Below are 24,613 nucleotides of genomic sequence, written 5' to 3'. Positions count from 1 at the left end.
AATACCTGCTGCGCTGTCACCTTATCCCCGTCGGTATTCCCCGAACGGGTCGGGGAGAGACGCGCAGGAGGTAATATGACCGCATTTCACAGTGCCAACATGATACTCGACTATCAGGATGTCGGCTCAGGGCCGCTCACGTTGGTGTTGCTGCCCGGCTGGTGCGAACCGAAAACCGTGTTTGAGCCGTTCATCGCTCTGGCGGCCGAACGCTATCGGGTGATCAGCATCGACTGGCGCGGCCATGGCCTGTCTTCAAAAGCCACGGATATGTCGCTGACGGCGGACGACTTGCTGGAGGATGTGCGCCAACTGCTGACGGCGCTGCGTTTGGATAACGCGGTCACTCTGTCGGTGGCGCACGCCAGCTGGCTGGCGGTAGCGTTGGCCGAAGCGTTGCCGCAACGGGTACGGGGCATGGTGTTTCTCGACTGGATCATGACGCAGCCGGAGCCGGCGTTCTTTACGGCGGTGAGCCGCATGCAGCAGCCGCAGCAGTGGCTGGCGGCACGCGACGCCTTGTTCGACTTTTGGCAGGGCGGCATCCGCCACGATCGGGTCAAACGCCATCTGGAGGTCGAGATGGCGCAGGAAGATTACCGGCTTTGGCGTGCCGCCGGGGTGGCCATCGAACAGGCCTACCGGCAATTCGGCTCGCCGCTGCAACGCCTGGCGGGCATGAGCGCGCCGCCGCCGTGCCGGCACATCTACTCGTTGGATCGCCGCGACGACTATTTGCGGCAACAGCAGGCATTTGCCGCCGAGCAGCCGTTTTTCTCCGTGGTGCGTCTAGGGGAGGCCCGCACTCACCTCGGTATTCTGGAACGGCCTGACGCGGTGCTGTGGGCAGTGGAGGATTTTTTGGCGCCGTGAACGCCGCCTGTGGGGGCCACCGCCGATAAAGTGGGTTTCAACACCTTAGAAAGCCTGTATAATACGCGGTTCGATCCTGATAAACGTATTATGACCGTGGTGGCGGTTGGCCGCGGCGGTATCCCCCCGACGCCTGTGAAGGCGACATTAGAGGTTGCTCAATGAGCGAAAAGTTACAGAAAGTTTTAGCGCGCGCCGGGCATGGCTCGCGTCGTGAAATCGAAACCATGATTGAAGCCGGGCGCGTCAGCGTCGACGGCAAGGTCGCCAAGCTGGGCGATCGCGTTGAAGTGACGCCGGCGATGAAAATTCGTCTGGACGGTCATGTCCTGTCGATCAAAGAGTCCGAAGAGGTGGTTTGCCGGGTGCTGGCTTACTACAAACCGGAAGGCGAGCTGTGTACCCGCAGCGATCCTGAAGGCCGCCCGACGGTGTTCGATCGCCTGCCGAAGCTGCGCGGTTCGCGCTGGGTGGCGGTAGGGCGCCTGGACGTCAACACCTCCGGTCTGCTGCTGTTCACTACCGATGGTGAACTGGCCAACCGTCTGATGCACCCGAGCCGTGAAGTGGAGCGCGAATACGCGGTGCGCGTGTTCGGCCAGGTCGACGATGCGAAAGTGAAGCAGCTGAGCAAAGGCGTGCAATTGGAAGACGGCCCGGCCGCCTTCCGTACCATCAGCTTCCAGGGCGGTGAAGGCCTCAATCAGTGGTACAACGTGACCCTGACCGAGGGCCGCAACCGTGAAGTGCGTCGCCTGTGGGAAGCGGTGGGCGTACAGGTGAGCCGCCTGATCCGCGTGCGTTACGGCGACATCGATCTGCCGAAAGGCCTGCCGCGCGGCGGCTGGGCCGAACTGGATCTGCCTGCGATCAACTACCTGCGCGAGCTGGTGGAGTTGAAACCGGAAACGGTCAGCAAAATGCCGGTGGAGCGTGAGCGCCGCCGCGTGAAGGCCAACCAGATCCGCCGGGCGGTCAAGCGCCACTCGCAGGTGGCCGGCAGCGGCCGCCGCAGTGCGCCAGGCAGCAAACCAGGCAAGCCAAGCAAACGCAGCTAATCCCGCCGTTCTGGCCCCGTTCGGGGCCAGAACGTTTTGTTACCAATCGATCCCTTGTTGCGCCTTCACGCCCGCGTCGAACGCGTGTTTCACCGGCCGCATCTCCGTGACCGTATCCGCCAGTTCCAACAGATCGCGATGGCAGCCGCGCCCGGTCAGGATCACCGTCTGATGCGCAGGGCGTTGCAGGAGTGCTTCCTTCAGCTCTTCCAGTTCCAGATAGCCGTAGGTCAGCATGTAGGTCACTTCGTCCAGCAACACCAGATCCAGGCTGCTGTCGGCCAGCATGCGTTTGCCGTGCTGCCACACCGCCTGGCAGGCGGCGGTGTCGCCGGCCTTGTTTTGCGTTTCCCAGGTGAAACCGGTGGCCATCACCTGAAATTCAACGCCGTGTTGCTGCAGCAGATTCTTTTCGCCATTGGGCCATTCGCCCTTGATGAACTGGATCACTCCGGCGCGCATGCCGTGGCCGACCGCGCGGGTGACGGTGCCGAAGGCGGCGGTGGTTTTGCCTTTGCCGTTGCCGGTAAACACCAGCAGCAGGCCGCGGGTGTCCTGCGCCGCAGCGATGCGCGCATCGACCTGTTCTTTCAGGCGCTGCTGGCGCTGTTGATGACGATCTTCCGCCATGAAACGCTCCTGATTATTCGGCTGCGCCGGGTTTGCGGTTCGGCTGCGCGTCGAAGCTCATGCCGGTTTTGCGGCGGCTGTCTTCGCCCATCAAATACAGATACAGCGGCATGATATCGGCCGGGGTTTTCAGCTTGTTCTTGTCTTCGTGCGGGAAGGCAGATGCGCGCATTTTGGTGCGAGTGCCGCCCGGATTGATGCAGTTCACCCGCAGATTGCGGTTTTTGTACTCGTCGGCCAACACCTGCATCATGCCCTCGGTGGCGAACTTCGACACCGCATAGGCACCCCAATCTGCGCGGCCGGTACGCCCGACGCTGGAGCTGGTGAACACCAGCGACCCGGCGTGGGATTTCAGCAGCAGCGGCAGCAGTGCCTGAGTCAGCATAAAGGTGGCGTTGACGTTAACCTGCATCACTTCTTGCCACATGGTCATCGACAGGTCGGCCATCGGCGCGATGTCGCCGAGCAGGCCGGCGTTGTGCAGCACGCCATCAAGGCGGGGGATCTGGTGCGCCAGATCGTCGGCTATCTGCCGGCATTGCTCCTGAGTGGCGTGCAGCAAGTCCAGCGTCACCACCAGGGCCGGGGCACCGCCCTGGGCTGCGATCTCTTGTTGTACCGCCAGCAGTTTGCTCTCGGTGCGCCCCAGCAGCACCAACTGGGCGCCGAAGCGCGCGTAGGTCAGCGCCGCTTCACGGCCGATGCCGTCGCCGGCGCCGGTGACCAAAATGATACGTTGTTCGAGCAGATCTTGTTTGGGTTGGTAATGCACGATAAATCCTCGCCTGGGTGGCTGTTCTCCCGCAGATATCGGGGAGCAAGGGTGAAACGCGCGGCCGGGGCGGGAGCGAAGGCTCGACCGTCTGCGGGCCGCGCAGCGAATCCGTCTCATCATATTGATGAATAATGGGTGTTATATGCCTTAATCCGCGGGCATTTTCAATGCGTAGCAGGCTGAAATGGCATTCTTTTGTAACAAAAGCGCGGCGGTGGCGGCTTGGTTCGGCCGTAAATCGTCCCCATAGTGATGCTCTGTGCGCAATGAATTTTCATTTAGCCGCGACAGCAGTCGCTGCGGTTGGCTAAAATGGAAATAAGCATACTAACAACCTGTAAATAAAGGCGGAATCTGTGGAGTTTATATCTGTTTATGGCCTGTTTCTGGCCAAGGTCGCCACGGTGGTGCTCGCCATCGCCGCGTTGGCCATCCTGGCGGTCAGTTTGGGGCAACGCAAGAGCCGCCAGAAAGGGGAGCTGCAGCTGACCGATCTCGGCGAACAGTATCGCGAGATGCAGCGCGATATGCGCCTGGCGCGCATGGATGCCGCCGAGCAGAAGGTTTGGCTGAAACAGTTCAAAAAGCAGACTAAATCTGATGACAAATTGAAGAAACAGCGCGCCAAGTCCGGCGCGGTGGAAGTGGCCAAGCCGTGCCTGTATGTGCTGGACTTCAAGGGCAGCATGGACGCGCACGAGGTCACCTCGCTGCGCGAAGAGATCTCGGCGGTGCTGGCGGTGGCGTCGGCGCAGGATGAAGTTCTGTTGCGCCTGGAAAGCCCTGGCGGGGTGGTGCACGGCTACGGCCTGGCGGCTTCGCAGTTGGAGCGCCTGCGCAAAGGCGGCATTCGTCTGACGGTCGCGGTGGATAAAGTGGCGGCCAGCGGCGGCTACATGATGGCTTGCGTTGCGGATCGCATCGTGGCGGCGCCGTTCGCCATCATCGGTTCCATCGGCGTGGTGGCGCAGATCCCGAACTTCCACCGCCTGTTGAAAAAGAACGATATCGACGTGGAGTTGCACACCGCCGGGCAATTTAAACGCACGCTGACGCTGTTTGGCGAAAACACCGAACAAGGGCGCGAGAAGTTCCGAGAAGATCTGAACGAAACGCACGAGCTGTTCAAGCGCTTTGTGCATGAGCAGCGCCCGTCGCTCGACATCGACAGCGTCGCTACCGGTGAGCACTGGTTCGGTTCACAGGCGAAAGAGAAGGGCCTGATCGACGCCATCGGCACCAGCGATGATTTGCTGATCGCCGAGCTGGATAACCACGAAGTGATCGCTGTGCGCTATACGCGCCGCAAACGCCTGATGGATCGCTTCACCGGCAGCGCGGCGGAAAGCGTCGATCGTTTGCTGCTGCGCTGGTGGCAGCGTGGGGAAAAGCCGTTGTTGTAACGGCAACGAGAGCGGGAATCAACGGGGGCCAGGCGCCCCCGTTTTCTTGTCTTAATCGACCAGGTGGTATTTTTCCGAAAGCAGGTGAGCCAAATGTTTAAACATATTAAATACCGCGGTGGTTTTGGCGGTGGGCAATCCATCGGCATCCAAAAAGTATTCGCCGCGAAAAACTAAAACGCCGCTTTTTTGTTCAACGTCGGTGGCGATCATGCCGTGCAGATAATCTTCGTGTTGGCGGATGATGTTATTTGCTTCCGCTAGCAGGGCCTCGCGGCCGATAGGTGCAGTATTCGTGCGCATTTATTAGACTCCAAACTAAAAACTCTGCGCATATTCTAACGCCGGTTCGCTTTTATCCGCAAACCGACTAAGGTTTATTTGCCGTCTGGATGGCCATGGGCGGCCGCCGGTTGGCGAAATCGGACTTTCCATGCTAATTAGGTTGCGTGACGCTTTTTATCAGGTACAGTGTGGGATTTTGCGGCGTCGGGTGGAAGGTTTTGTTTACGCCATGAATAAAACTCACACAGCCATACTTCTGGGGCATGGGTGAATAGCAGGCAGGATCAACAACTTGCGTTCAGGTTGAGCAGTTGGGCAACCAAAAGAAAAAAATCTGTTGATCTCTTGCCAGACTGCCGCAATATAAAAAAAGAGACACGAATTGCCGCGGCACGGCGAGATAAAAGACTTCTTTTTAGAAGAAATAAATTAGGTAAAGGTAAATATGGGTAAAGCTCTCGTAATAGTTGAGTCCCCGGCAAAAGCCAAAACTATTAATAAATATTTAGGAAGTGACTACGTGGTGAAGTCCAGCGTCGGTCACATCCGTGATTTGCCGACCAGTGGCTCAGCCAGCAAAAAGAGCGCTGACTCAACCGAAGACAAAGCCAAGAAAAAAGTTAAAAAAGATGAGAAGGCGGCGCTGGTAAATCGCATGGGCGTCGACCCTTACCACGGCTGGAAAGCGCATTATGAAATCCTGCCGGGTAAAGAAAAAGTGGTCGCCGAGTTAAAATCGTTGGCGGAAAACGCCGACCACATTTATCTCGCAACTGACCTTGACCGCGAAGGGGAAGCCATTGCCTGGCACCTGCGGGAAGTGATCGGTGGCGATGACAAACGCTTTAGCCGCGTGGTGTTTAACGAAATCACCAAAAACGCGATCCAACAGGCGTTCAAACAGCCGGGCGAGCTGAACATTGATCGTGTCAACGCGCAGCAGGCGCGCCGGTTTATGGACCGCGTGGTGGGTTATATGGTCTCGCCGCTGCTGTGGAAGAAAATCGCCCGCGGCCTGTCCGCCGGCCGTGTGCAGTCGGTGGCGGTGCGTCTGGTGGTGGAGCGCGAACGCGACATCAAGGCGTTCGTGCCGGAAGAGTACTGGGAGCTGCATGCCGATCTGCTGGCGAAGGGTGAAACCGCGCTGCAGATGGAAGTGACCCATGCGCACGACAAACCGTTCAAGCCGGTTAACCGCGAGCAGACTCACGCCGCGGTCAAGTTGCTGGAAAAAGCCCGCTACACGGTGCTGGATCGCGAAGACAAACCGACCAGCAGCAAGCCGGGCGCGCCTTTCATTACCTCCACGCTGCAACAGGCCGCCAGCACCCGCCTGAGCTTCGGCGTGAAGAAAACCATGATGATGGCGCAACGGCTGTATGAAGCCGGCCACATCACCTATATGCGTACCGACTCCACCAACCTGAGCCAGGATGCGCTCAACATGGTGCGTGGCTACATCGGCGACAACTTCGGCGATAAATACCTGCCGAAGGCGCCGAATCAGTACAGCAGCAAAGAGAATTCGCAGGAAGCGCACGAAGCGATCCGTCCTTCGGACGTGAACGTGCTCGCCGAGCAGCTCAAAGACATGGAAGCGGACGCGCAGAAGCTGTATCAGCTGATCTGGCGCCAGTTCGTTGCCTGCCAGATGACGCCGGCGCAATACGATTCCACTACGCTGACGGTGAAAGCCGGCGATTATCAGCTGCGCGCCAAGGGCCGTACGCTGCGCTTTGACGGCTGGACCAAGGTGATGCCGGCGTTGCGCAAGGGCGATGAAGATCGCACGTTGCCGTTCGTCGAAATCGGCAGCGAGCTGGATCTGCAGAAACTGATCCCGAGCCAGCACTTCACCAAGCCGCCGGCGCGTTACAGCGAAGCTTCGCTGGTGAAAGAGCTGGAGAAACGCGGCATCGGCCGTCCGTCCACCTACGCCTCCATCATCTCGACCATTCAGGATCGCGGTTATGTGCGGGTGGAAAGCCGCCGTTTCTATGCCGAGAAAATGGGCGAGATCGTCACCGATCGTCTGGAAGAGAACTTCCGCGAGCTGATGAACTATGACTTCACCGCACGCATGGAAGACGGCCTCGATGAGGTCGCCAACAACCAGGCCGAGTGGAAAGCGGTACTGGACGAGTTCTTTGTCGATTTCAGCGAGCAGCTGGAAACGGCGGAGAAGGATCCGGAAGAAGGCGGCATGCGGCCTAACCAGATGGTGATGACCAGCATCGACTGCCCGACCTGCGGCCGCAAGATGGGCATCCGTACCGCCAGCACCGGCGTGTTCCTCGGCTGTTCCGGCTACGCGCTGCCGCCGAAGGAACGTTGCAAAACCACCATCAACCTGGTGCCTGAAGCGGAAGTGCTCAACATCCTCGAAGGCGACGACGCGGAAACCAACGCGTTGCGCGCCCGCCGCCGCTGCCAGAAATGCGGTACGGCGATGGACAGCTATCTGATCGATAACCAGCGCAAGCTGCACGTCTGCGGCAACAACCCGGCGTGTGACGGCTATGAGATCGAAGAGGGCGAGTTCCGCCTGAAAGGCTATGACGGCCCGGTGGTGGAGTGCGACAAGTGCGGTTCGGAAATGCACCTGAAAATGGGGCGTTTCGGCAAGTACATGGGCTGCACCAACGAGAACTGCAAAAACACCCGCAAGATCCTGCGTAACGGCGATGTCGCGCCGCCGAAGGAAGATCCGGTGCCGTTGCCGGAACTGCCGTGCGAGAAGTCCGACGCCTATTTCGTGCTGCGTGACGGCGCTGCCGGCGTGTTCCTGGCGGCCAACACCTTCCCTAAATCGCGCGAGACCCGCGCGCCGTTGGTGGAAGAGCTGGCTCGCTTCAAGGATCGTCTGCCGGAGAAACTGCGCTATCTGGCTGATGCGCCGGTGGCGGATGCCGAAGGCAACAAAACGCTGGTGCGTTTCAGCCGTAAAACCAAGCAGCAGTACGTCTCCTCTGAAAAAGACGGCAAGGCGACCGGTTGGTCCGCGTTCTACGTGGACGGCAAGTGGGTCGAAGGCAAGAAGTAAGGCCGATGTCCTGCCCGCAAGATGAAAAACCAGCCCTGGCGGCTGGTTTTTTTATTGGTGAAAAGGGGCAAACGGATCTATCCTTTGCTGTTTTTATCCCTCCGACACCGCCGTTTCACGTTGATACCCATGCAAAATAATCGTTATCATAGTGTGACGCGGATCTATACTTGAAGCTGCATCGTGGTATAGTGGTTATATAAAAAGTTTTTTTATTATTAAAGCTTATTAACAACGGCGTTTTCTTCACCATCAGGGTAGAACACGGGGTTTATGGCTTGTGAGTTTCAGCATACCGGGGCGACACCGATATACCTGGCTGCGGGTAAGCCGCAGTGTTTAACCTAGGATGGTATAAGATATGAAATTGCAGCAGCTTCGTTACATTGTGGAAGTGGTTAACCACAACCTGAATGTCTCCTCGACGGCAGAAGGGCTCTATACCTCTCAACCTGGCATCAGCAAACAGGTGCGCATGCTCGAAGATGAGCTGGGCATCCAGATTTTCGCCCGCAGCGGCAAGCACCTGACCCAGGTCACCCCCGCCGGCCAGGAAATCATTCGCATCGCGCGTGAAGTGTTGTCCAAAGTAGACGCCATCAAAGCCGTTGCCGGTGAACACACCTACCCGGACAAAGGCTCGCTGTACGTCGCCACCACGCATACCCAGGCTCGCTACGCCTTGCCAAACGTGATCAAGGGCTTTATCGAGCGTTACCCGCGCGTCTCGCTGCACATGCATCAGGGATCGCCGACGCAGATCGCCGAAGCGGTCTCCAAGGGCACCGCCGATTTTGCCATCGCCACCGAGGCGCTGCACCTGTACGACGATCTCATCATGTTGCCGTGCTACCACTGGAACCGTGCGGTGGTGGTGAAGCCCGATCATCCTTTGGCGGGCAAAAGCAGCATCAGCATTGAAGAGCTGGCGGCTTACCCGATCGTCACTTACACCTTCGGCTTTACCGGCCGCTCGGAGCTGGACACCGCCTTCAACCGCGCCGGCCTGACGCCGCGCATCGTCTTCACCGCCACCGACGCCGACGTGATTAAAACCTATGTGCGTCTGGGATTGGGGGTGGGGGTGATCGCCAGCATGGCGGTGGATCCGGTGCAGGATCCGGATCTGGTGACGGTGGATGCGCGCGATATCTTCACATATAGCACCACTAAAATCGGCTTCCGCCGTAGCACCTTCCTGCGCAGCTACATGTACGACTTCATTCAGCGCTTCGCGCCGCACCTGACGCGCGACGTGGTCGACAGCGCAGTGGCGCTGCGCTCCAATGAAGAAATCGAAGCGATGTTCAAGGACATCAAGCTGCCGATTAAGTAATCGTTGACGATATCAAATCAAACCCGGTTAGGTGCCTGCCTAACCGGTTTTTTTAGCCCGGAAACCCGCACCTTCCTTGTTTCTCAGGATCATCCTGAAAAGCCGCCGTCCTTTCGACAGCTTCGTTTCCAACAACATTGAAATTAGCGGTGATGGTGAAATAGGGATGAATAATTTCGACTCGGCTGTCATTGCCATTAAATTGGGTGTCTCTGCCATCATTGCTGCAGTTGTGCTCACAGTCTGTCGCCGCCTGGTGCGCCAATCCCGCTAGAGCCGCGAGATTTTCCCTGCGAAAACGCCGCCTCGTTGCGGCGTTTTCGTTGACGTGTGGCCTAACTCCTTGGCTGCGCTCGCACTTCCTTCCTCTTGATTGTTCCCGCCTATCGTTGTGATCAAATCGTGTTGTTATCAAAACGTTAACTTATCTTTGTGGTATCTTTAAACAAGACCTCACTGATTACCCTGTTTTAATCACAATAAGAAATGGAGGAGCTATGTCGTCCGATCTTCGTGAAACAAGTCTGGATAAGCTGGTTGCGCTGAATAGCGAATATTACTACTACAGTCTGCCGCTGGCGGCGAAGCAGCTGGGTGATATCGACCGGTTGCCGAAATCAATGAAAGTGCTGTTGGAGAACCTGCTGCGCCATGTGGATGGCGACACCGTGCAGGTTGACGACCTCAAGGCCATCGTCGCCTGGTTGCAAACCGGCCATGCTGACCGTGAGATCGCCTACCGTCCAGCACGCGTGCTGATGCAGGATTTTACCGGCGTGCCGGCGGTGGTGGATCTGGCGGCGATGCGTGAAGCGGTGCGGCGGCTGGGCGGCAATGTCGACCAGGTGAACCCGCTGTCACCGGTGGATCTGGTGATTGACCACTCGGTCACCGTCGATGAATTTGGCGACGATAATGCCTTTGAAGACAACGTGCGCATCGAAATGCAGCGCAACCACGAGCGCTACACCTTTCTGCGCTGGGGGCAGAAGGCCTTCAACCGCTTCCGCGTGGTGCCGCCGGGCACCGGCATTTGTCACCAGGTTAACCTCGAATACCTTGGCCAAACGGTGTGGCACAGCGACGAAAGCGGCCGCCGCGTGGCCTATCCGGATACGCTGGTGGGCACCGATTCTCACACCACCATGATCAACGGCCTGGGCATTCTCGGCTGGGGCGTCGGCGGTATCGAAGCGGAAGCGGCGATGCTGGGCCAGCCGGTGTCGATGCTGATCCCGGACGTGGTCGGCTTCAAGCTGACCGGCAAGCTCCGCGAGGGCATTACCGCCACCGATCTGGTGCTGACCGTCACCCAAATGCTGCGCAAACACGGCGTTGTCGGCAAGTTCGTCGAGTTTTACGGCGACGGCCTGGCCGATCTGCCGCTGGCGGACCGTGCGACCATCGCCAACATGTCGCCGGAGTTCGGCGCTACCTGCGGCTTCTTCCCGGTAGACGATGTCACGCTCGGCTACATGAAACTCAGCGGTCGCAGCGCCGAACAAATCGCGCTGGTGGAAGCCTACGCCAAGGCGCAGGGCATGTGGCGCAATCCGGGAGATGAGCCGGTATTCACCAGCTCGCTGGCGCTGGATATGTCGACGGTGGAGGCGAGCCTCGCCGGGCCGAAACGCCCGCAGGATCGCGTGGCGCTGCCGAATGTGCCGCAGGCGTTCAAGGCCGCTACCGAGTTGGATATCGGCGGCCACAAGGCCAAGACAGACAGCAAAACCTTTACGCTGGACGGGCAGCAGCACGAACTGCGCGACGGCGCAGTGGTGATCGCGGCGATCACCTCCTGCACCAACACCTCCAACCCGAGCGTGATGATGGCGGCCGGCCTGCTGGCGAAAAACGCCGTCAAGAAAGGGCTGCGCAGCAAACCCTGGGTAAAAACCTCGCTGGCGCCGGGTTCCAAAGTGGTGACCGACTACTTCGACAGCGCCAAACTCACCGCTTATCTGGAAGAGTTGGGGTTCAACCTGGTGGGGTATGGCTGTACCACCTGCATCGGTAACTCCGGCCCGCTGCCGGATCCGATCGAGCAGGCGATCAAAGAGGGCGATCTGACCGTGGGCGCGGTGCTGTCGGGCAACCGTAACTTCGAAGGGCGCATCCATCCGCTGGTGAAAACCAACTGGCTGGCCTCGCCGCCGCTGGTGGTGGCTTATGCGCTGGCGGGCAGCATGAAGATCGATCTGACCAAAGAGCCGCTGGGCGAGGGCAACGATGGCCAGCCGGTCTACCTGAAGGACATCTGGCCGAGCAGCCGGGACATCGCTCAGGCGGTGGAAGAAGTGCGCACCGAGATGTTCCACAAGGAGTACGGCGAAGTGTTCGACGGCGATGCCAACTGGCAGGCGATCCAGGTGACCGGTTCGGCGACCTATCAGTGGCAGGAGGATTCTACCTATATCCGCCATCCGCCGTTCTTCAGCACCATGAAGGTGAAGCCGGATCCGGTGCAGGACATCAAAGATGCGCGCATTCTGGCGATTCTGGCCGACTCGGTGACCACCGATCACATCTCGCCGGCGGGTAACATCAAGCGCGACAGCCCGGCGGGGCGTTACCTGAGCGAGCATGGCGTAGCGCCGCAGGATTTCAACTCCTACGGTTCACGCCGTGGCAACCACGAAGTGATGATGCGGGGCACCTTCGCCAACATTCGCATCCGCAACGAAATGGTGCCGGGCGTGGAAGGCGGCTATACCCGCCATATTCCTTCGCAACAGCAGCTGTCTATCTACGACGCCGCCATGCAGTATCAGCAGGAGAAGGTGCCGCTGGCGGTGATCGCCGGTAAAGAGTACGGTTCCGGCTCCAGCCGCGACTGGGCGGCGAAGGGGCCGCGCCTGCTGGGCGTGCGGGTGGTGATTGCCGAATCCTTCGAGCGTATTCACCGCTCTAACCTGATCGGCATGGGGATTTTGCCGCTGGAGTTCCCGCAAGGGGTGACGCGTAAAACGCTGGGGTTGACCGGGGATGAGCAGATCAGCGTCGGCGGCCTGCAACAGCTGCAGCCGGGCCAGACGGTGCCGGTGCACATCACCTATGCCGACGGGCGCAAGGAAGTGGTCGACACCCGGTGCCGCATCGATACCGGCAATGAGCTGACTTACTACGAAAACGACGGCATCCTGCACTATGTGATCAGGAAAATGCTGTAATTAATCAATAAAAAGGGCGCCGTAAGGCGCCCTGATTGTTTCCGCGGCGGTGGCGATCACTTCTGGTCGAGCAAATGGCCCATTTTGGCGGCCTTGGTGGCCAGATAGCGTTCGTTCTTCGGATTGCGGCCGACGATCAACGGCACGCGTTCGCTGATGTTGATACCGGCTTCGGTCAGGATCTCGACCTTTTTCGGGTTGTTGGTCAGCAAACGCACCGCGTCGACGCCCAGCAGTTTGAACATGTCGGCACACAGGGTGAAGTCGCGCTCGTCGGCAGCGAAGCCGAGCTGGTGATTGGCTTCCACGGTGTCTGCGCCCTTATCCTGCAGGGCGTAGGCGCGGATCTTGTTCAACAGGCCGATATTGCGGCCCTCCTGGCGATGGTACAGCAGGATGCCGCGGCCTTCTTCCGCAATCTGCTCCAGTGCGGCTTCCAGTTGAAAACCACAGTCGCAGCGCAGGCTGAACAACGCGTCGCCGGTCAGGCATTCGGAATGCACGCGTGCGAGCACCGGCGCTTCGCCGGAAATATCACCGAATACCAGTGCCAGATGGTCATGTCCGGTCGCCAGTTCTTCGAATCCTACCATCAGGAAATCGCCCCAAGGTGTCGGCAGTTTAGCCTCTGCCACCCGTTTCAGCTGCATGTCACTCTCCACAAAAACCTACGATTCAATCATTGTCGCGCATCCTAAGTCCGGTTTAGTAAATTGACCAAGACTAAAACGTGCTACGCCGATCTCTATTTCGTTAATTATCGGCTATTTTGCCACAACTTCTTGCCGGGCGGTGCTCAGCAAACCAGCAGATGGCGTTTTCTGGCCACCTATTATTGCGATAGGTTTTCTATCTGTTTAATTTTTCGCGTGTTATCAATATTGCACTCTTGTTACACTGCAGCCTGATTCACGCAGAGGAAAACGGGAATGTATGAGATAGCAAAACGTACGGCGGGCGGCGCGCTGCTGCTGCTGTTGATGCCGCTGGTGGTATGGGCCTCCGGCTGGCATTGGCAGCCCGGCGGCAATGATCGGCTGCTCAAAGCGCTGTTCTGGGTGACCGAAACCGTTACCTCGCCGTGGGGCATTCTGACCAGCACTGTCCTTTGCGGTTGGTTTTTGTGGTGCCTGCGCTTTCGGCTGAAGGCGGCCATCGGTCTGGCGATCCTGCTTTCCGCCGCGTTGGTGATTGGGCAGGGGGTCAAGTCGTTGATCAAGGATCGGGTGCAAGAACCGCGGCCGTTTGTGGTATGGCTCGAGCAAACCCACGGCGTGGACGGAAAATATTTCTATTCGCTGCATCGCAAAGAGCGCAGCGCGCTGGTGCGCGAGCAACTGCAAGACCAGACGCTGGTGCCGAACTGGCTGCGCAAGCACTGGCAGTTTGAAACCGGCTTTGCTTTCCCGTCGGGGCATACGATGTTCGCCGCCACCTGGGCGCTGTTGGGCGTAGGGCTGCTGTGGCCGCGCCGCCATTATAAAACCGTTGCGTTGCTGATGGTGTGGGCAACGGGGGTGATGGGCAGCCGTCTGCTGCTGGGCATGCACTGGCCGCGCGATCTGGCGATGGCTACGCTGATCAGTTGGCTGCTGGTGGTGGTCACCTGCTGGCTGGCGCAGCGCTGGTTCGGCCCGCTGACGCCGCCGCCACAAGAGCAGCAGGAAATCGCGGCGCGCAAGCCGGAATAAGCATTCTTCTCGCAGGCGCCAGTCAGGCGTCTGCCACCAATACCTTAACGCCTACCTGTTCAAATGCCTGCCTGGCGGCATCGCCAATTCCGTTATCGGTAATCAAATAGTCGATATGTTGCCAGTCACAAGGCAGCGCAAACATTGAAACCTTATCGATCTTGCTGGAGTCGGCCACCACATACACCGTGTTGGCTGCATTGATCATTGCCATTTTCAGTTTGATGTCGGTTTCGCTTGGGAAACTGAGCCCGTGGCGGGGCGAGATGCAGGCCGTCGCGAGGAACAGTTTTTGCGCCAGCACGTTTTCGAAGAAATTGGCGGCTTTGTCCCCGGAGGTGGAGAGCGTCGGAAATTTGAATGAGCCCCCGGTCAGCAAAATATTCACGCCCGGTTCGCCGCCCAGCTGCAGCGCAATATTGACGCCGGTGGTGATAACGGACAGTTTCTTTATGTGATTCAGGTGATTGGCGATAGCCGTGGTGGTGGTGCCCGAATCAAGAATGATGGTGTCGCCGGGTTCGATAAAACCGGCGGCGAGTTTGCCGATGCGATCTTTGGCGGTCAGGTTAACCTGGCGTTCCAGCAGCATGGCATGCGTATTTTGCTTGCCATCAACCAGGGTTGCACCGCCGTGGAAGCGCTGCACATAGCCTTGCTGCTGCAGGACGCGCAGATCGGTGCGAATGGTCGCCTCGGTCAGCTTGAAGGTATCGGTAAGCATTTTGACCGTCGCCGAGCCGTCTTCGCGGATCATGTCGAGGATCTTTTCGCGCCGTTGCTGCATTTCCGCCAACTGTTCGCTTTTGCTTTTCAATCGAAAGACTCCTGCACCTGTCAGTTCCCGCCGCGCGGTTTGCCACGGCCACTCCATATTGATGCGCTGAATTTTAGCTCGCGATTATTGATAAAGCCACGGATAAACCCGGTTAAGCAGCGTTGGTTTTTATTCGAAAATCATTGGCATCCGATGAAATCAACGATAAAAAACTCAATTAAAGCAGTCGGGTGGTTTTTATCATGTTGTTATTTATTGGTTTTTGTCGACATGAGTGTTGTCTGATAAGTGCTTTTGTTTGAAATTTGATCTTGCCCACATTAATTATCGTTTTTGCTGCATATGATTTCCATTCGAAAATCAATGGTGAGTTAACGGATCGCTTTTGATGCGATAACGATAATCAAGGCGCTTAAGCAGAGGTGACGATGGACTTTCAGGCGATTAAAAACACGGCACGCCAGGCGCGCCGACATGTGGTGACCATGAACCATAAGGCAGGCAAGGGTCATACCGGCGCCGATCTGTCGGAAATCGACATCATCTGCACTTTGTATATGGCAGTGATGGATCGCAGCAATGCCCGGCCCGATCAGGATCGGTTCATTTTGTCTAAAGGGCACGGCGCCGGCGGTTTTTACTGCAGCTGTGCGGCGATGGGCTTGCTCGATCCGGCGGTGCTCGATCAGTTCATGGGCGACGACACCTTGTTGGCCGGGCATCCGGTGCGGCAGAAGTTGCCGGAGCTGGTGGAGATTAATTCCGGCGGTTTGGGGCATGGGCTGCCGATCGCCGTGGGGTTGGCGCTGGGCAATAAGCTGGCAGGGCGTGGGCATCGCCGCGCTTTCGTCCTGCTGGGTGACGGTGAGCTGGCGGAGGGATCCAACTGGGAGGCGGCAATGGCGGCCAGCAAATTCAAGCTGGATAACCTGATCGCCATCGTCGATCGTAACCGGCTGCAGCTGGCGGGCAAGACGGAGGAGATCATGCCGCTGGAACCGCTGGCGGAAAAATGGCGCGCGTTCGGTTTCGAAACCGTCGAGTGTGACGGGCACGATCCGGCGGCGTTGGTGGCGGCGATCCAACTTCCGAGCCAGGACAAGCCGCGAGTGATTTTGGCCAATACCGAAAAGGGGCACGGCGTGTCGTTTATGGCTAACGTTGCCGCCTGGCATCACGCGGTACCGGACGAACAACAGCTGGCGCAGGCGCTGGCGGAACTGGAGGGGTAAACATGCAGGATTTACGCGATGCGGTGGTGACGGCGTTGATCGAACAGCAACGGGCGGGTGCAGATCTGAGCGTGATGGTGGCGGATTCCACGTCCACGTCAAAAATCGCGCCCTTTGAGCAGGCTTATCCGGAGCGGGTAGTGAACGTCGGTATCGCCGAACAGAACATGGTCGGCATGGCTGCCGGCATGGCGCTCAGCGGCCGTACGGTCTTTACCGCCAACGCGGCACCCTTCCTGTTCGCTCGTTCAAACGAACAGATGAAAAACGATGTTTGCTACACGGAGACCAACGTGAAAATGCTCGGCCTGAATGCCGGATTTGGTTACGGGCCACTGGGGGCGACGCACCACTGCATGAACGATATCGCCATCGCCCGTACGCTGGGCAATCTCAGCGTCTATGCGCCGGCGGATGCGCGGCAAGCGGCAGAGATTGTCCGTCATGTCATCGCGCAACCCGGCCCGGCCTATATTCGCATGGACAGCGACAAGCTGCCGGTATTGAACGCGGATTACCAATTCCGTCCCGGAGAGCCGGAGGTGTTGCACCAAGGGGAAGATAGCCTGGTGTTCTGTTTGGGCACGGTGGCTCATGAGGCGATGAAGGTACTGGCATTGGGCGATAACCCGACCATTGTCTCTCTCCCTTCGCTCTGGCCGCTCAATGAGGAGGCGGTGGTGGCGTTGATGCGCTCGCACCGTCGGGTGCTGACTATGGAGGAGCATGCGCTCAGCGGCGGTTTAGGCACCATCATTGGTGAACTGTTGCTGCGGCATCAGCTGCCGCGGCCGTTTACCGCGCTGGGCGTGCCGGCTTACGAATTTACCCACAGCAGCAGCCGGGCGGCGCTGCGGCGGCAATATGCCATCGACGCGGCAGGATTGCATGCTCAGTTAACGCAATAGGGGGAATGCGATGGAGTGGAACGAATACGACGTTAATTTACGCTACGGTGTCGATAGCCGGATGTCGCTGGCAGGGAAGGTTGCGGTAATCACCGGCGGTTTGGGCGGCATCGCGATGGCCGCCAATCGCCTGCTGTTGGAAAAGGGCGCGCGCCTGGTGTTGATGTACCCGCTCTTTGAACAGGACAAGGCCGCGGTGGCGCTACGAGAGTTGGGCGAAGAACAGGTGTTCTGTCAGGTGTGTGACGTGACCGACCCCGACTCGGTAGTTGCCGCCTTCAACGCGGCTGAGCGGCGCTTTGGCCGGCTCGATATTTTGGTCAACTGCGCTGGCTACGTCAATCTGCAGCCGGCGACAGAGGTCACGCTCGCGGAGTGGCAGCGTCATTTGGCGGTCAACCTCACCGGACCTTTTCTATGCTCGCAAGAATTGGCGCGCCGCGCGATAACCGCCGGCCACGGCGGGAAAATCATCAACATCGCGTCGCAGGCGGCCTCTATCGCCATTGACGAACACTGTGCCTATACCTCCGCCAAGGCGGGGCTGCTGGGCATGACCAAGGTGATGGCCAAAGAATGGGCGCCGCATGGCATTACGGTCAATACGTTATCGCCCACCGTGGTGCTGACGCCTATGGGAGAGAAAGCCTGGCGCGGCGAGAAGGGCGAGGCGATGAAAAAGCTGATCCCACTGGGGCGTTTTGCTTATACCGATGAAATCGCGGCGGCGATCCTGTTTTTTGCCAGCAACGGCAGCGACATGATTACCGGCGCGGACCTGATGATCGACGGCGGTTTTACCATTTGGTAAGCGGCAACCGCGGCGATCGCCAACACCAGACGATGTTCAACACAACGATAAGAGAACACCATCATGAAAAAAATAGCCACTTACCTCACTTTGCTTACCGGTTTTGCCTGCGCCACTGCCATGGCGGCGGAAAAGGGCACGATCGCCATTCTCGTCAACTCGCTGGACAACCCTTATTACTCCGCGGAAGCCAAGGGAGCCGAGGCCAAAGCCAAGTCTCTCGGCTACCAGACGCTGGTGCTGTCGCACGGCGAAGACGTCAAGCGCCAGGGGGAGCTCATCAGCCTGGTTATCGGCCGCAAGGTTCAGGGCATCATTTTGGATAACGCCGATTCCCAGGCCAGCGTCGCCGCCGTGCAGCAGGCGAAAAACGCCGGCATTCCGGTGGTGCTGATCAACCGTGAAATCCCGGTCGATGGCGTAGCGCTGGCGCAGATCACCCATAACAACTTCCAGGCCGGATCGGACGTCGCCAATCAGTTTGTGGAAAAAATGGGGGAGACCGGTAAATACGCCGAACTGACCTGCAACCTGGCGGACAATAACTGCGTCACACGTTCGCAATCGTTCCATAACGTGATTGACCAATACCCGGAGATGGTCAGCGTGGCGCGCCAAGACGCCAAGGGTAATCTGCTGGAGGGGAAACGCATTATGGACAGCATCCTGCAGGCGCATCCGGACATCAAAGGCGTGATCTGTGGCAATGGTCCGGTCGCGCTGGGCGCAGTGGCGGCGCTGAAGGCCGCCGGCAGAAAGGATGTCACCGTGGTGGGGATCGACGGCAGCAACGATGAGCGCGATGCCATTCTCAACGGCAGCCTCTACGCCAGCGTGATGCTGCAGGCGCAGGCGATTGCCGCGCAGGGCGTCGAGATCCTGGATGGCTACTTCCAATCCGGCAGCTACACCGGCAAGGAACGCGTGATGTTCCGCGGCATCCTGATCGGCAAAGACAATGCGCAGCGAGTCAATGACTTCAACTTTAAACCGTAATCCGCGCTGAGCGGCGTCTTTCACCACCCCGTCCTGGCGGCGGGGTGCGATCGGAGGTGTTGTTATGTCGATGCGCATTGCGTTGACCGTCATCGTCGTCCTGGCGTTGAGCGGTTGTCGTATCGTCTCGGAGAAAAAGCTGGCGGAGCTTCGCTCCCCGGTGAATGCGCATGTGGCGCAGGCGGTGGAGATTTACCGCAGTCAAATCGCCCCGCAAGCGGTCAAAACGGCGCAGCCGCTGGGCGAGCTGATCGCCCGGATCGACCAGGCCAAGGATTTTAACAGCGCTTGCGGCCTGCTTGGGTACCGTGCTCAACCGGAGTTTCCTTGTTACTTCAACGTTAAGGTCAGCGGTGAAGTCGCGGCGGTCAACACCCGTTCACGCAGCGGAAAATTAACGCTCAAACTGACCGATGCGCCGCTCAGCAGCGTGGAGGTGCAGATCGGGCCGGTCTACCGCGGGACAGCGTTACGCGACAGCTATCGCGGCCTGAGCTATAGCGATTTCAATGACCAAGCGCTGTTCGGCGATTTTGCAAGGGCGATTAACCAGGCTTCGATCGACGAACTGGCCGGATCCCAGCCCAAGGTGGGTGACCACATTACCGTGTATGGCGTATTCAGCAGCTGGCAGGCGCCCGCCGAGCCGCTGTTGATCACGCCGGTGCGCATTCAACCTTAAGGGGGCGTGATGAGCGATCCGATCATTATTCAAACGCGCAACGTTTCGCGTCTCTATCCGGGCGTCACCGCGTTGGATAGCGTGAGCTATCAAGTGTTTCGCAACCAGGTCAACGTACTGATCGGCGAAAACGGCGCCGGCAAGTCGACCATGATGAAGCTGTTGGCGGGGGTGGAAACCCCGTCCTCCGGCACCATCGAGCTGGAGGGGAAAGCGGTGACGTTAACCTCTACGCAGCAGGCGGAGCGGCTCGGGATCAGCATTATTTTTCAGGAGCTGAACCTGTTCCCCAACATGTCGGTCATGGACAACATTTTTATGGCCAACGAGTTCTTCCAGCGCGGCCGCATCAATGTCGACTATCAGTATCAGCTGGCCAAGTCCTTGCTGCAGCGGCTGGAATTGGATATCGACCCACATACGCCATTGGGCAGCCTCGGTATCGGTCATCAGCAACTGGTTGAAATTGCCCGTGCCCTGGCGAAGGACACCCGGGTGCTGATCATGGATGAGCCGACGTCGGCGCTGAGTCAGGCCGAAGTGCGCACGCTGTTTCGGGTGATCGCCGATCTGAAAAAACGCGGCGTCACCCTCATCTACATTTCTCACCGACTGGAAGAGCTGATGGAGATTGGCGATCGCATCACGGTGTTTCGCGACGGGCGTTTTGTTGCCGCCGAGCCGGTCAGTAACGTCAGCATTCCGTGGATCATCGAAAAGATGGTGGGGGAAAAGAGCAAGCACTTTGATTATTGCGCGGCAGAGCAAGGGGATGAAGTGCTGAAGGTCGAACAGCTGACGCTGCCGCGTGAAAACGGCGGCTATTGCCTTAACGACGTCAGTTTTTCACTGCGCAAAGGGGAAGTGATCGGCATTTATGGCCTGTTGGGTGCCGGCCGTACCGAACTGTTCAAAGTGCTCAACGGCGTGATGCGCCAGACTGCAGGCCGCATTTTGCTCAACGGCAAAAGCGTGGAACGGTTGGGTTTTCGTCAACGCATGGCGTTGGGCATGGCGCTGGTGCCGGAAGACAGGCAGGCGGAGGGGCTGGTGCAGATGATGTCGATTAAGGCCAACATGACCCTGGCCAGCCTGGGGCGTAATGCGCTACGGCCGTTGGCGTCGGCCGGGGAGTGCGCGTTGGTCGATGGCATGATCGAAAAACTGGCGATCAAGGTGAGTGACCGGGAGCTGCCAATCACCAGTCTGAGCGGCGGCAATCAGCAGAAAGTGGTGTTGGGCAAGGCGCTGCTGACCGGGCCGCAGGTGGTGTTTCTCGATGAGCCGACGCGCGGAATCGACGTCGGTGCCAAAACGGACGTTTACCACCTGATTGGCGCGATGGCGCGTCAGGGGTTGGCGGTGATGTTCTCTTCGTCGGAGCTGGATGAGGTGGTCTCACTGGCCGACCGGGTGATGGTGATGGCGGACGGGCAGTTGACGGCCGATCTGCCGCGCGAACGGGCCGATCGTGAAACGTTGATCCGCGCCTCAACCCCTCATGCATAAGGATAAGGCAATGCAAACCAAGTATCGGTTGTATATGTATTTGCTGCAGGCGCGTACCTTTATCGCCCTGTTGCTGGTGGTGCTGTTCTTCAGCAGCATGGTGCCGAATTTTCTGACCGTCTCCAATTTGCTGATCATGACGCAACACGTAGCGATTACCGGGCTGCTGGCGGTTGGCATGACGCTGGTGATCCTTACCGGCGGCATCGACTTGTCGGTCGGCGCGGTGGCGGGGTTGTGCGGGATGGTTGCCGGTGCGCTGTTGACCGTCGGTATCCCGCTGTGGGATGGCAATCGGCTGTTTCTCAACGTCTTTGAAGTGATCGGCGCGGTGGCGTTGTTGGGCGTGCTGTTGGGTTTGATCAACGGCACGCTGATTACACGGCTCGGCGTTGCGCCGTTCATTTGCACCCTGGGTGCAATGTACGTGGCGCGTGGGGCGGCGTTGCTGACGGCGGACGGCAAAACCTATCCCAATCTGGTGGGCCTGGAAGCGCTGGGCAACACCGGTTTCGCGGCCCTGGGATCCGGCACCTTTCTGGGGATTTACAACCCGATTTGGCTGATGTTGGCCATCGTGTTGTTGGGGATCTATCTCACCAAGAAAACGCCGCTGGGTCGTTATATCTATGCGATTGGCGGCAATGAGCCGGCGGCGCGGCTGTCGGGGGTGCCGATTGTCAAAGTGAAAATGTTCGTCTATGCGTTTTCCGGGCTGTGTGCGGCGCTGGTGGGGCTGGTCATCGCTTCTCAATTGCAAACCGCGCACCCGATGACCGGCAATATGTTCGAAATGGACGCCATCGGCGCGACGGTGCTGGGCGGTACGGCGCTCAGCGGTGGTCGCGGCAGGGTATTCGGTTCGATCATCGGCGCCTTTGTGATCGTTTTTCTGGCGGACGGCTTGGTGATGATGGGCGTCAGCGAGTTCTGGCAAATGGTGATTAAAGGGCTGGTGATCGTCACCGCCGTGGTGATTGACCAGTTCCAGCAGCGTTTGCAGAGCAAGGTTATTCTGATGCAGCGCCAGGAAAAAAAAGCGGTGCAGCCGCTGGCTGAGGTGAGCCATGGTTAAAGCGGATTGCATTGTCGCGTTGGACGAGGGCACCAGCAACGCCAAGGCCGTGGTGGTGGATGCGCAGGGTACGATCGTCGCCAGGGCCAGCAGGCCACTGACGTTGCAGACGCCGCAGCCCGGTTGGGTGGAGCAACGGGGCGAGACCTTGCTGGAGGCCTCTCTGGCGGTATTGCGGGAGGCTATTGCGTTGGCCGGCGCATCCCGCATTGCCGGTATCGCCATCAGCAACCAGCGTGAAACCGCCATCGGCTGGCGTCGCGCTGACGGCCAACCGATCGGCCCGGCTCTGACCTGGCAATGCGCGCGTTCCACCGATTTCTGCGAACGGCTGCGGCGCGATCGGCAGGAGGAAGCGGTGCGCCGCGCCACCGGTTTGCCGCTTTCACCGTTGTTCTCGGCGTCGAAAATGCGCTGGTTGCTCGATCACTGCGAAGAGGGACAACGGTTGGCGGAGAACGGCGAGCTGTGCCTGGGCACCATCGATGCCTGGCTGCTGTGGCAGTTGAGCGGGGGGCGGGCATTCGGCTGTGATGTTTCCAATGCCGCCCGAACTCAACTGCTGAATCTCGCATCCGGGGAGTGGGACGAGCAGATGCTGGCGCTGTTCAATATTCCCCGTCAGGCGCTGCCGACGATCCATCCTTCCAGCCATCTGTTCGGCACGACGTTGGGATTGGAAGGCATTGCCGACGGCATTCCAATTGCTGCGATGGTGGGGGATTCACATGCGGCGCTTTATGGTCATGCGCTGGGTCAGGCTGGGCAGGTTAAAGCCACCTATGGCACCGGCTCATCGGTAATGGCGCCAATCGTCAAAGCGCAATGCGACACGAGCGCTCTGGCAACGACCATCGCCTGGCATGACGGTGGACGCATGCAGTACGCACTGGAGGGCAATATTCCCCACACCGGCGACGCTATTGCCTGGATGCTGGATATCGCCGCCATACCGTCGGAGGGTGAAGCGCCGTTGAGTGAACTGCCCGTTCGCGTGCCCGACAGCGGTGGCGTCTATTTTGTACCGGCGCTGACCGGTGCCGGCGCACCCTGGTGGGATGAGCAGGCGCGCGGCGTGATTTGCGGGCTCAGCCGCGGCACGCGGCGAGAACATTTGGTGCGGGCCGCTTTTGAATCGGTGGCTTATCAAATCGCCGATGTGATCGGCGTACTGCGGCAACAACCGAGTTTTGCGCTGCAGGGGCTGATGGCTGACGGCGGCCCCAGCCGCAATGACTGGCTGATGCAGTTTCAGGCCGATCTGCTGGGTTGCCCGGTGTGGCGCAGCAACACGGCGGAACTGTCGGCCCTGGGGGCGGCTTTGATGGCGATGCGCAGCCTGTGGGGAGCTACCGATCGGCAACTGGCGGCACTGTTGCCTCAACATGATGAGTTTAAACCCGATATGCAGCGCCACCGGCAGTTGCAGGAAAACTACAGCGCGTGGCGGCAGGCGGTACAGCGCACCTTGTGGCGGCCGCAGACGGCCTCATTGATGACAGGAGAACAATCATGAATCGTGACTTCACGGGGAAAACCGTGGTGATTACCGGCGCATGCCGCGGCATTGGGGCCGGTATCGCCGAGCGTTTCGCCAGTTTGGGCGCCAATTTGGCGATCGCGTCGAATGCGGATCGCATCCTGACCACGGCGGAAACGCTGCGCCAGCGTTATCGGGCGGGGGTGCTGTCGGTCATCCTCGACGTCACCGATGAAACACAGGTGGTTGATTTTTATCGTCAGGTCTGGGAGCGATTTGGTGCGATCGACGTTTCCATTCAGAACGCCGGGGTGATCACTATCGATCGTTTTGACCAGATGCCCAAAAGCGATTTTGAGAAAGTGTTGGCGGTAAATACCACGGCGGTCTGGCTCTGCTGCCGGGAGGCGGCCAAATATATGGTCGGCCAACGCCGTGGGCGGTTGATCAACACGTCTTCTGGCCAAGGACGTAACGGGTTCATTTACACACCGCATTACGCCGCCAGCAAAATGGGGGTGATCGGCATTACGCAGAGTTTAGCGCTTGAGCTGGCGCCACATGGCATCACCGTCAATGCATTCTGCCCCGGCATCATTGAAAGCGAGATGTGGGAATATAACGACCGCGTTTGGGGAGAAATTCTCAGCGGCCCGGAAAAAACTTACGGCAAAGGGGAGTTGATGGCCGAGTGGGTGGCAGGCATCCCGCTCAAGCGTGCCGGTCAACCCGAAGATGTGGCGGGTCTGGTGACCTTCCTTGCCTCAGACGATGCCGACTATATCACCGGCCAAACCATCAATGTAGATGGAGGGTTAATCATGTCATGACGTGACCATGTCACAAAATAGGCGGCATCGGATCGGTGCCGCATT

At 58.8% G+C, this 24,613-nt stretch carries 22 protein-coding genes; 17 read left to right on the top strand and 5 right to left on the bottom strand.

Annotation, left to right across the window (positions count from 1 at the left end; genetic code table 11):
- The first annotated feature begins 75 nt into the window (after window positions 1–75).
- Entirely contained in the window at window positions 76–873 is a 798-nt protein-coding gene (locus tag GT753_RS09220; protein ID WP_021503823.1) for an alpha/beta fold hydrolase, read from the top strand.
- A 161-nt stretch (window positions 874–1,034) separates the two neighbouring features.
- Window positions 1,035–1,931 carry a 23S rRNA pseudouridine(2605) synthase RluB gene (gene rluB / locus GT753_RS09215; protein WP_015378049.1) on the top strand — a complete coding sequence of 299 codons (897 nt, stop codon included), beginning with the start codon at window positions 1,035–1,037 and terminating at the stop codon, window positions 1,929–1,931.
- 39 nt (window positions 1,932–1,970) lie between these two features.
- On the opposite strand, the gene cobO is transcribed toward rluB, so the two are convergent.
- Together cobO and GT753_RS09205 are read right to left on the bottom strand one after the other, a co-directional pair.
- Entirely contained in the window at window positions 1,971–2,561 is a 591-nt protein-coding gene (gene cobO, locus GT753_RS09210; protein WP_004930707.1) for a cob(I)yrinic acid a,c-diamide adenosyltransferase, read from the bottom strand.
- A 13-nt stretch (window positions 2,562–2,574) separates the two neighbouring features.
- The gene (locus tag GT753_RS09205) at window positions 2,575–3,336 is read right to left on the bottom strand and encodes a YciK family oxidoreductase (protein WP_021503822.1); all 762 of its coding nucleotides are present in this window, start codon (window positions 3,334–3,336) and stop codon (window positions 2,575–2,577) included.
- 359 nt (window positions 3,337–3,695) lie between these two features.
- Between GT753_RS09205 and sohB the strand changes: the two genes are divergently transcribed.
- The gene (sohB, locus tag GT753_RS09200) at window positions 3,696–4,742 is read left to right on the top strand and encodes a protease SohB (protein WP_004930703.1); all 1,047 of its coding nucleotides are present in this window, start codon (window positions 3,696–3,698) and stop codon (window positions 4,740–4,742) included.
- Window positions 4,743–4,793: 51 nt separating this feature from the next.
- Here sohB and GT753_RS09195 read toward each other — a convergent pair whose 3' ends face one another.
- Entirely contained in the window at window positions 4,794–5,045 is a 252-nt protein-coding gene (locus GT753_RS09195) for a YciN family protein (protein ID WP_004930700.1), read from the bottom strand.
- Between the two features lie 427 nt (window positions 5,046–5,472).
- Here GT753_RS09195 and topA point away from each other — a divergent pair, with 427 nt between their 5' ends.
- The 4 genes from topA (at window position 5,473) to acnA (ending at window position 12,576) form a co-directional block, all read left to right on the top strand.
- Window positions 5,473–8,070: a type I DNA topoisomerase gene (gene topA / locus GT753_RS09190; protein WP_015378045.1), complete on the top strand. Its 2,598-nt coding sequence runs from the start codon at window positions 5,473–5,475 to the stop codon at window positions 8,068–8,070.
- A gap of 5 nt (window positions 8,071–8,075) precedes the next feature.
- Window positions 8,076–8,210, top strand: coding sequence for a hypothetical protein (locus GT753_RS25925; RefSeq protein WP_255201708.1), 135 nt, complete (start codon window positions 8,076–8,078; stop codon window positions 8,208–8,210).
- Window positions 8,211–8,431: 221 nt separating this feature from the next.
- Window positions 8,432–9,406: an HTH-type transcriptional regulator CysB gene (gene cysB / locus GT753_RS09185; protein WP_004930690.1), complete on the top strand. Its 975-nt coding sequence runs from the start codon at window positions 8,432–8,434 to the stop codon at window positions 9,404–9,406.
- A 497-nt stretch (window positions 9,407–9,903) separates the two neighbouring features.
- The gene (gene acnA / locus GT753_RS09180; RefSeq protein WP_021503816.1) at window positions 9,904–12,576 is read left to right on the top strand and encodes an aconitate hydratase AcnA; all 2,673 of its coding nucleotides are present in this window, start codon (window positions 9,904–9,906) and stop codon (window positions 12,574–12,576) included.
- 56 nt (window positions 12,577–12,632) lie between these two features.
- On the opposite strand, the gene ribA is transcribed toward acnA, so the two are convergent.
- Window positions 12,633–13,226, bottom strand: coding sequence for a GTP cyclohydrolase II (gene ribA, locus GT753_RS09175; protein ID WP_004930678.1), 594 nt, complete (start codon window positions 13,224–13,226; stop codon window positions 12,633–12,635).
- Between the two features lie 279 nt (window positions 13,227–13,505).
- Here ribA and pgpB point away from each other — a divergent pair, with 279 nt between their 5' ends.
- Window positions 13,506–14,267 carry a phosphatidylglycerophosphatase B gene (gene pgpB, locus GT753_RS09170; RefSeq protein ID WP_160125542.1) on the top strand — a complete coding sequence of 254 codons (762 nt, stop codon included), beginning with the start codon at window positions 13,506–13,508 and terminating at the stop codon, window positions 14,265–14,267.
- A gap of 22 nt (window positions 14,268–14,289) precedes the next feature.
- Here pgpB and GT753_RS09165 read toward each other — a convergent pair whose 3' ends face one another.
- Window positions 14,290–15,084 carry a DeoR/GlpR family DNA-binding transcription regulator gene (locus GT753_RS09165; RefSeq protein ID WP_075684658.1) on the bottom strand — a complete coding sequence of 265 codons (795 nt, stop codon included), beginning with the start codon at window positions 15,082–15,084 and terminating at the stop codon, window positions 14,290–14,292.
- Window positions 15,085–15,473: 389 nt separating this feature from the next.
- Here GT753_RS09165 and GT753_RS09160 point away from each other — a divergent pair, with 389 nt between their 5' ends.
- The 9 genes from GT753_RS09160 (at window position 15,474) to GT753_RS09120 (ending at window position 24,568) form a co-directional block, all read left to right on the top strand.
- Window positions 15,474–16,277, top strand: coding sequence for a transketolase (locus tag GT753_RS09160; RefSeq protein WP_047574978.1), 804 nt, complete (start codon window positions 15,474–15,476; stop codon window positions 16,275–16,277).
- 2 nt (window positions 16,278–16,279) lie between these two features.
- Window positions 16,280–17,185: a transketolase family protein gene (locus tag GT753_RS09155; protein ID WP_041922246.1), complete on the top strand. Its 906-nt coding sequence runs from the start codon at window positions 16,280–16,282 to the stop codon at window positions 17,183–17,185.
- Window positions 17,186–17,195: 10 nt separating this feature from the next.
- Entirely contained in the window at window positions 17,196–17,996 is an 801-nt protein-coding gene (locus GT753_RS09150; protein ID WP_160125541.1) for a GolD/DthD family dehydrogenase, read from the top strand.
- Window positions 17,997–18,059: 63 nt separating this feature from the next.
- Window positions 18,060–18,992 carry a D-ribose ABC transporter substrate-binding protein gene (locus tag GT753_RS09145; RefSeq protein ID WP_075684660.1) on the top strand — a complete coding sequence of 311 codons (933 nt, stop codon included), beginning with the start codon at window positions 18,060–18,062 and terminating at the stop codon, window positions 18,990–18,992.
- Between the two features lie 64 nt (window positions 18,993–19,056).
- Entirely contained in the window at window positions 19,057–19,674 is a 618-nt protein-coding gene (locus GT753_RS09140) for a DUF2291 family protein (protein ID WP_015378039.1), read from the top strand.
- Between the two features lie 9 nt (window positions 19,675–19,683).
- Window positions 19,684–21,183 carry a sugar ABC transporter ATP-binding protein gene (locus tag GT753_RS09135; RefSeq protein ID WP_015378038.1) on the top strand — a complete coding sequence of 500 codons (1,500 nt, stop codon included), beginning with the start codon at window positions 19,684–19,686 and terminating at the stop codon, window positions 21,181–21,183.
- A gap of 10 nt (window positions 21,184–21,193) precedes the next feature.
- Entirely contained in the window at window positions 21,194–22,258 is a 1,065-nt protein-coding gene (locus tag GT753_RS09130) for an ABC transporter permease (protein ID WP_015378037.1), read from the top strand.
- A complete protein-coding gene (locus tag GT753_RS09125; RefSeq protein WP_160125540.1) occupies window positions 22,251–23,774 on the top strand; it encodes an FGGY family carbohydrate kinase in 1,524 nt (507 codons plus the stop codon). Before GT753_RS09130 ends, GT753_RS09125 begins: the two co-directional genes overlap by 8 nt.
- Entirely contained in the window at window positions 23,771–24,568 is a 798-nt protein-coding gene (locus tag GT753_RS09120; protein ID WP_015378035.1) for an SDR family oxidoreductase, read from the top strand. The genes GT753_RS09125 and GT753_RS09120 overlap by 4 nt, the downstream gene beginning before the upstream one ends.
- The last annotated feature ends 45 nt before the right edge of the window (window positions 24,569–24,613 follow it).

Source organism: Serratia sp. Z4 (genome assembly GCF_009900725.1).
Classification (GTDB): domain Bacteria; phylum Pseudomonadota; class Gammaproteobacteria; order Enterobacterales; family Enterobacteriaceae; genus Serratia; species Serratia nematodiphila.
The sequence above is the reverse complement of the archived record's forward strand: the minus strand, read 5'-3'. Positions and strand labels throughout refer to the sequence as shown.

Coding starts and splice junctions, on each gene's coding strand:
- GT753_RS09135 (WP_015378038.1), top strand. CDS start 19,684: ATGAGCGATCCGATCATTATTCAAACGCGCAACGTTTCGCGTCTCTAT.
- GT753_RS09130 (WP_015378037.1), top strand. CDS start 21,194: ATGCAAACCAAGTATCGGTTGTATATGTATTTGCTGCAGGCGCGTACC.
- pgpB (WP_160125542.1), top strand. CDS start 13,506: ATGTATGAGATAGCAAAACGTACGGCGGGCGGCGCGCTGCTGCTGCTG.
- GT753_RS09150 (WP_160125541.1), top strand. CDS start 17,196: ATGGAGTGGAACGAATACGACGTTAATTTACGCTACGGTGTCGATAGC.
- cysB (WP_004930690.1), top strand. CDS start 8,432: ATGAAATTGCAGCAGCTTCGTTACATTGTGGAAGTGGTTAACCACAAC.
- cobO (WP_004930707.1), bottom strand. CDS start 2,561: ATGGCGGAAGATCGTCATCAACAGCGCCAGCAGCGCCTGAAAGAACAG.
- GT753_RS09125 (WP_160125540.1), top strand. CDS start 22,251: ATGGTTAAAGCGGATTGCATTGTCGCGTTGGACGAGGGCACCAGCAAC.
- GT753_RS09140 (WP_015378039.1), top strand. CDS start 19,057: ATGTCGATGCGCATTGCGTTGACCGTCATCGTCGTCCTGGCGTTGAGC.
- GT753_RS25925 (WP_255201708.1), top strand. CDS start 8,076: ATGTCCTGCCCGCAAGATGAAAAACCAGCCCTGGCGGCTGGTTTTTTT.
- GT753_RS09120 (WP_015378035.1), top strand. CDS start 23,771: ATGAATCGTGACTTCACGGGGAAAACCGTGGTGATTACCGGCGCATGC.
- GT753_RS09145 (WP_075684660.1), top strand. CDS start 18,060: ATGAAAAAAATAGCCACTTACCTCACTTTGCTTACCGGTTTTGCCTGC.
- GT753_RS09195 (WP_004930700.1), bottom strand. CDS start 5,045: ATGCGCACGAATACTGCACCTATCGGCCGCGAGGCCCTGCTAGCGGAA.
- topA (WP_015378045.1), top strand. CDS start 5,473: ATGGGTAAAGCTCTCGTAATAGTTGAGTCCCCGGCAAAAGCCAAAACT.
- ribA (WP_004930678.1), bottom strand. CDS start 13,226: ATGCAGCTGAAACGGGTGGCAGAGGCTAAACTGCCGACACCTTGGGGC.
- rluB (WP_015378049.1), top strand. CDS start 1,035: ATGAGCGAAAAGTTACAGAAAGTTTTAGCGCGCGCCGGGCATGGCTCG.
- GT753_RS09220 (WP_021503823.1), top strand. CDS start 76: ATGACCGCATTTCACAGTGCCAACATGATACTCGACTATCAGGATGTC.
- GT753_RS09160 (WP_047574978.1), top strand. CDS start 15,474: ATGGACTTTCAGGCGATTAAAAACACGGCACGCCAGGCGCGCCGACAT.
- acnA (WP_021503816.1), top strand. CDS start 9,904: ATGTCGTCCGATCTTCGTGAAACAAGTCTGGATAAGCTGGTTGCGCTG.
- GT753_RS09155 (WP_041922246.1), top strand. CDS start 16,280: ATGCAGGATTTACGCGATGCGGTGGTGACGGCGTTGATCGAACAGCAA.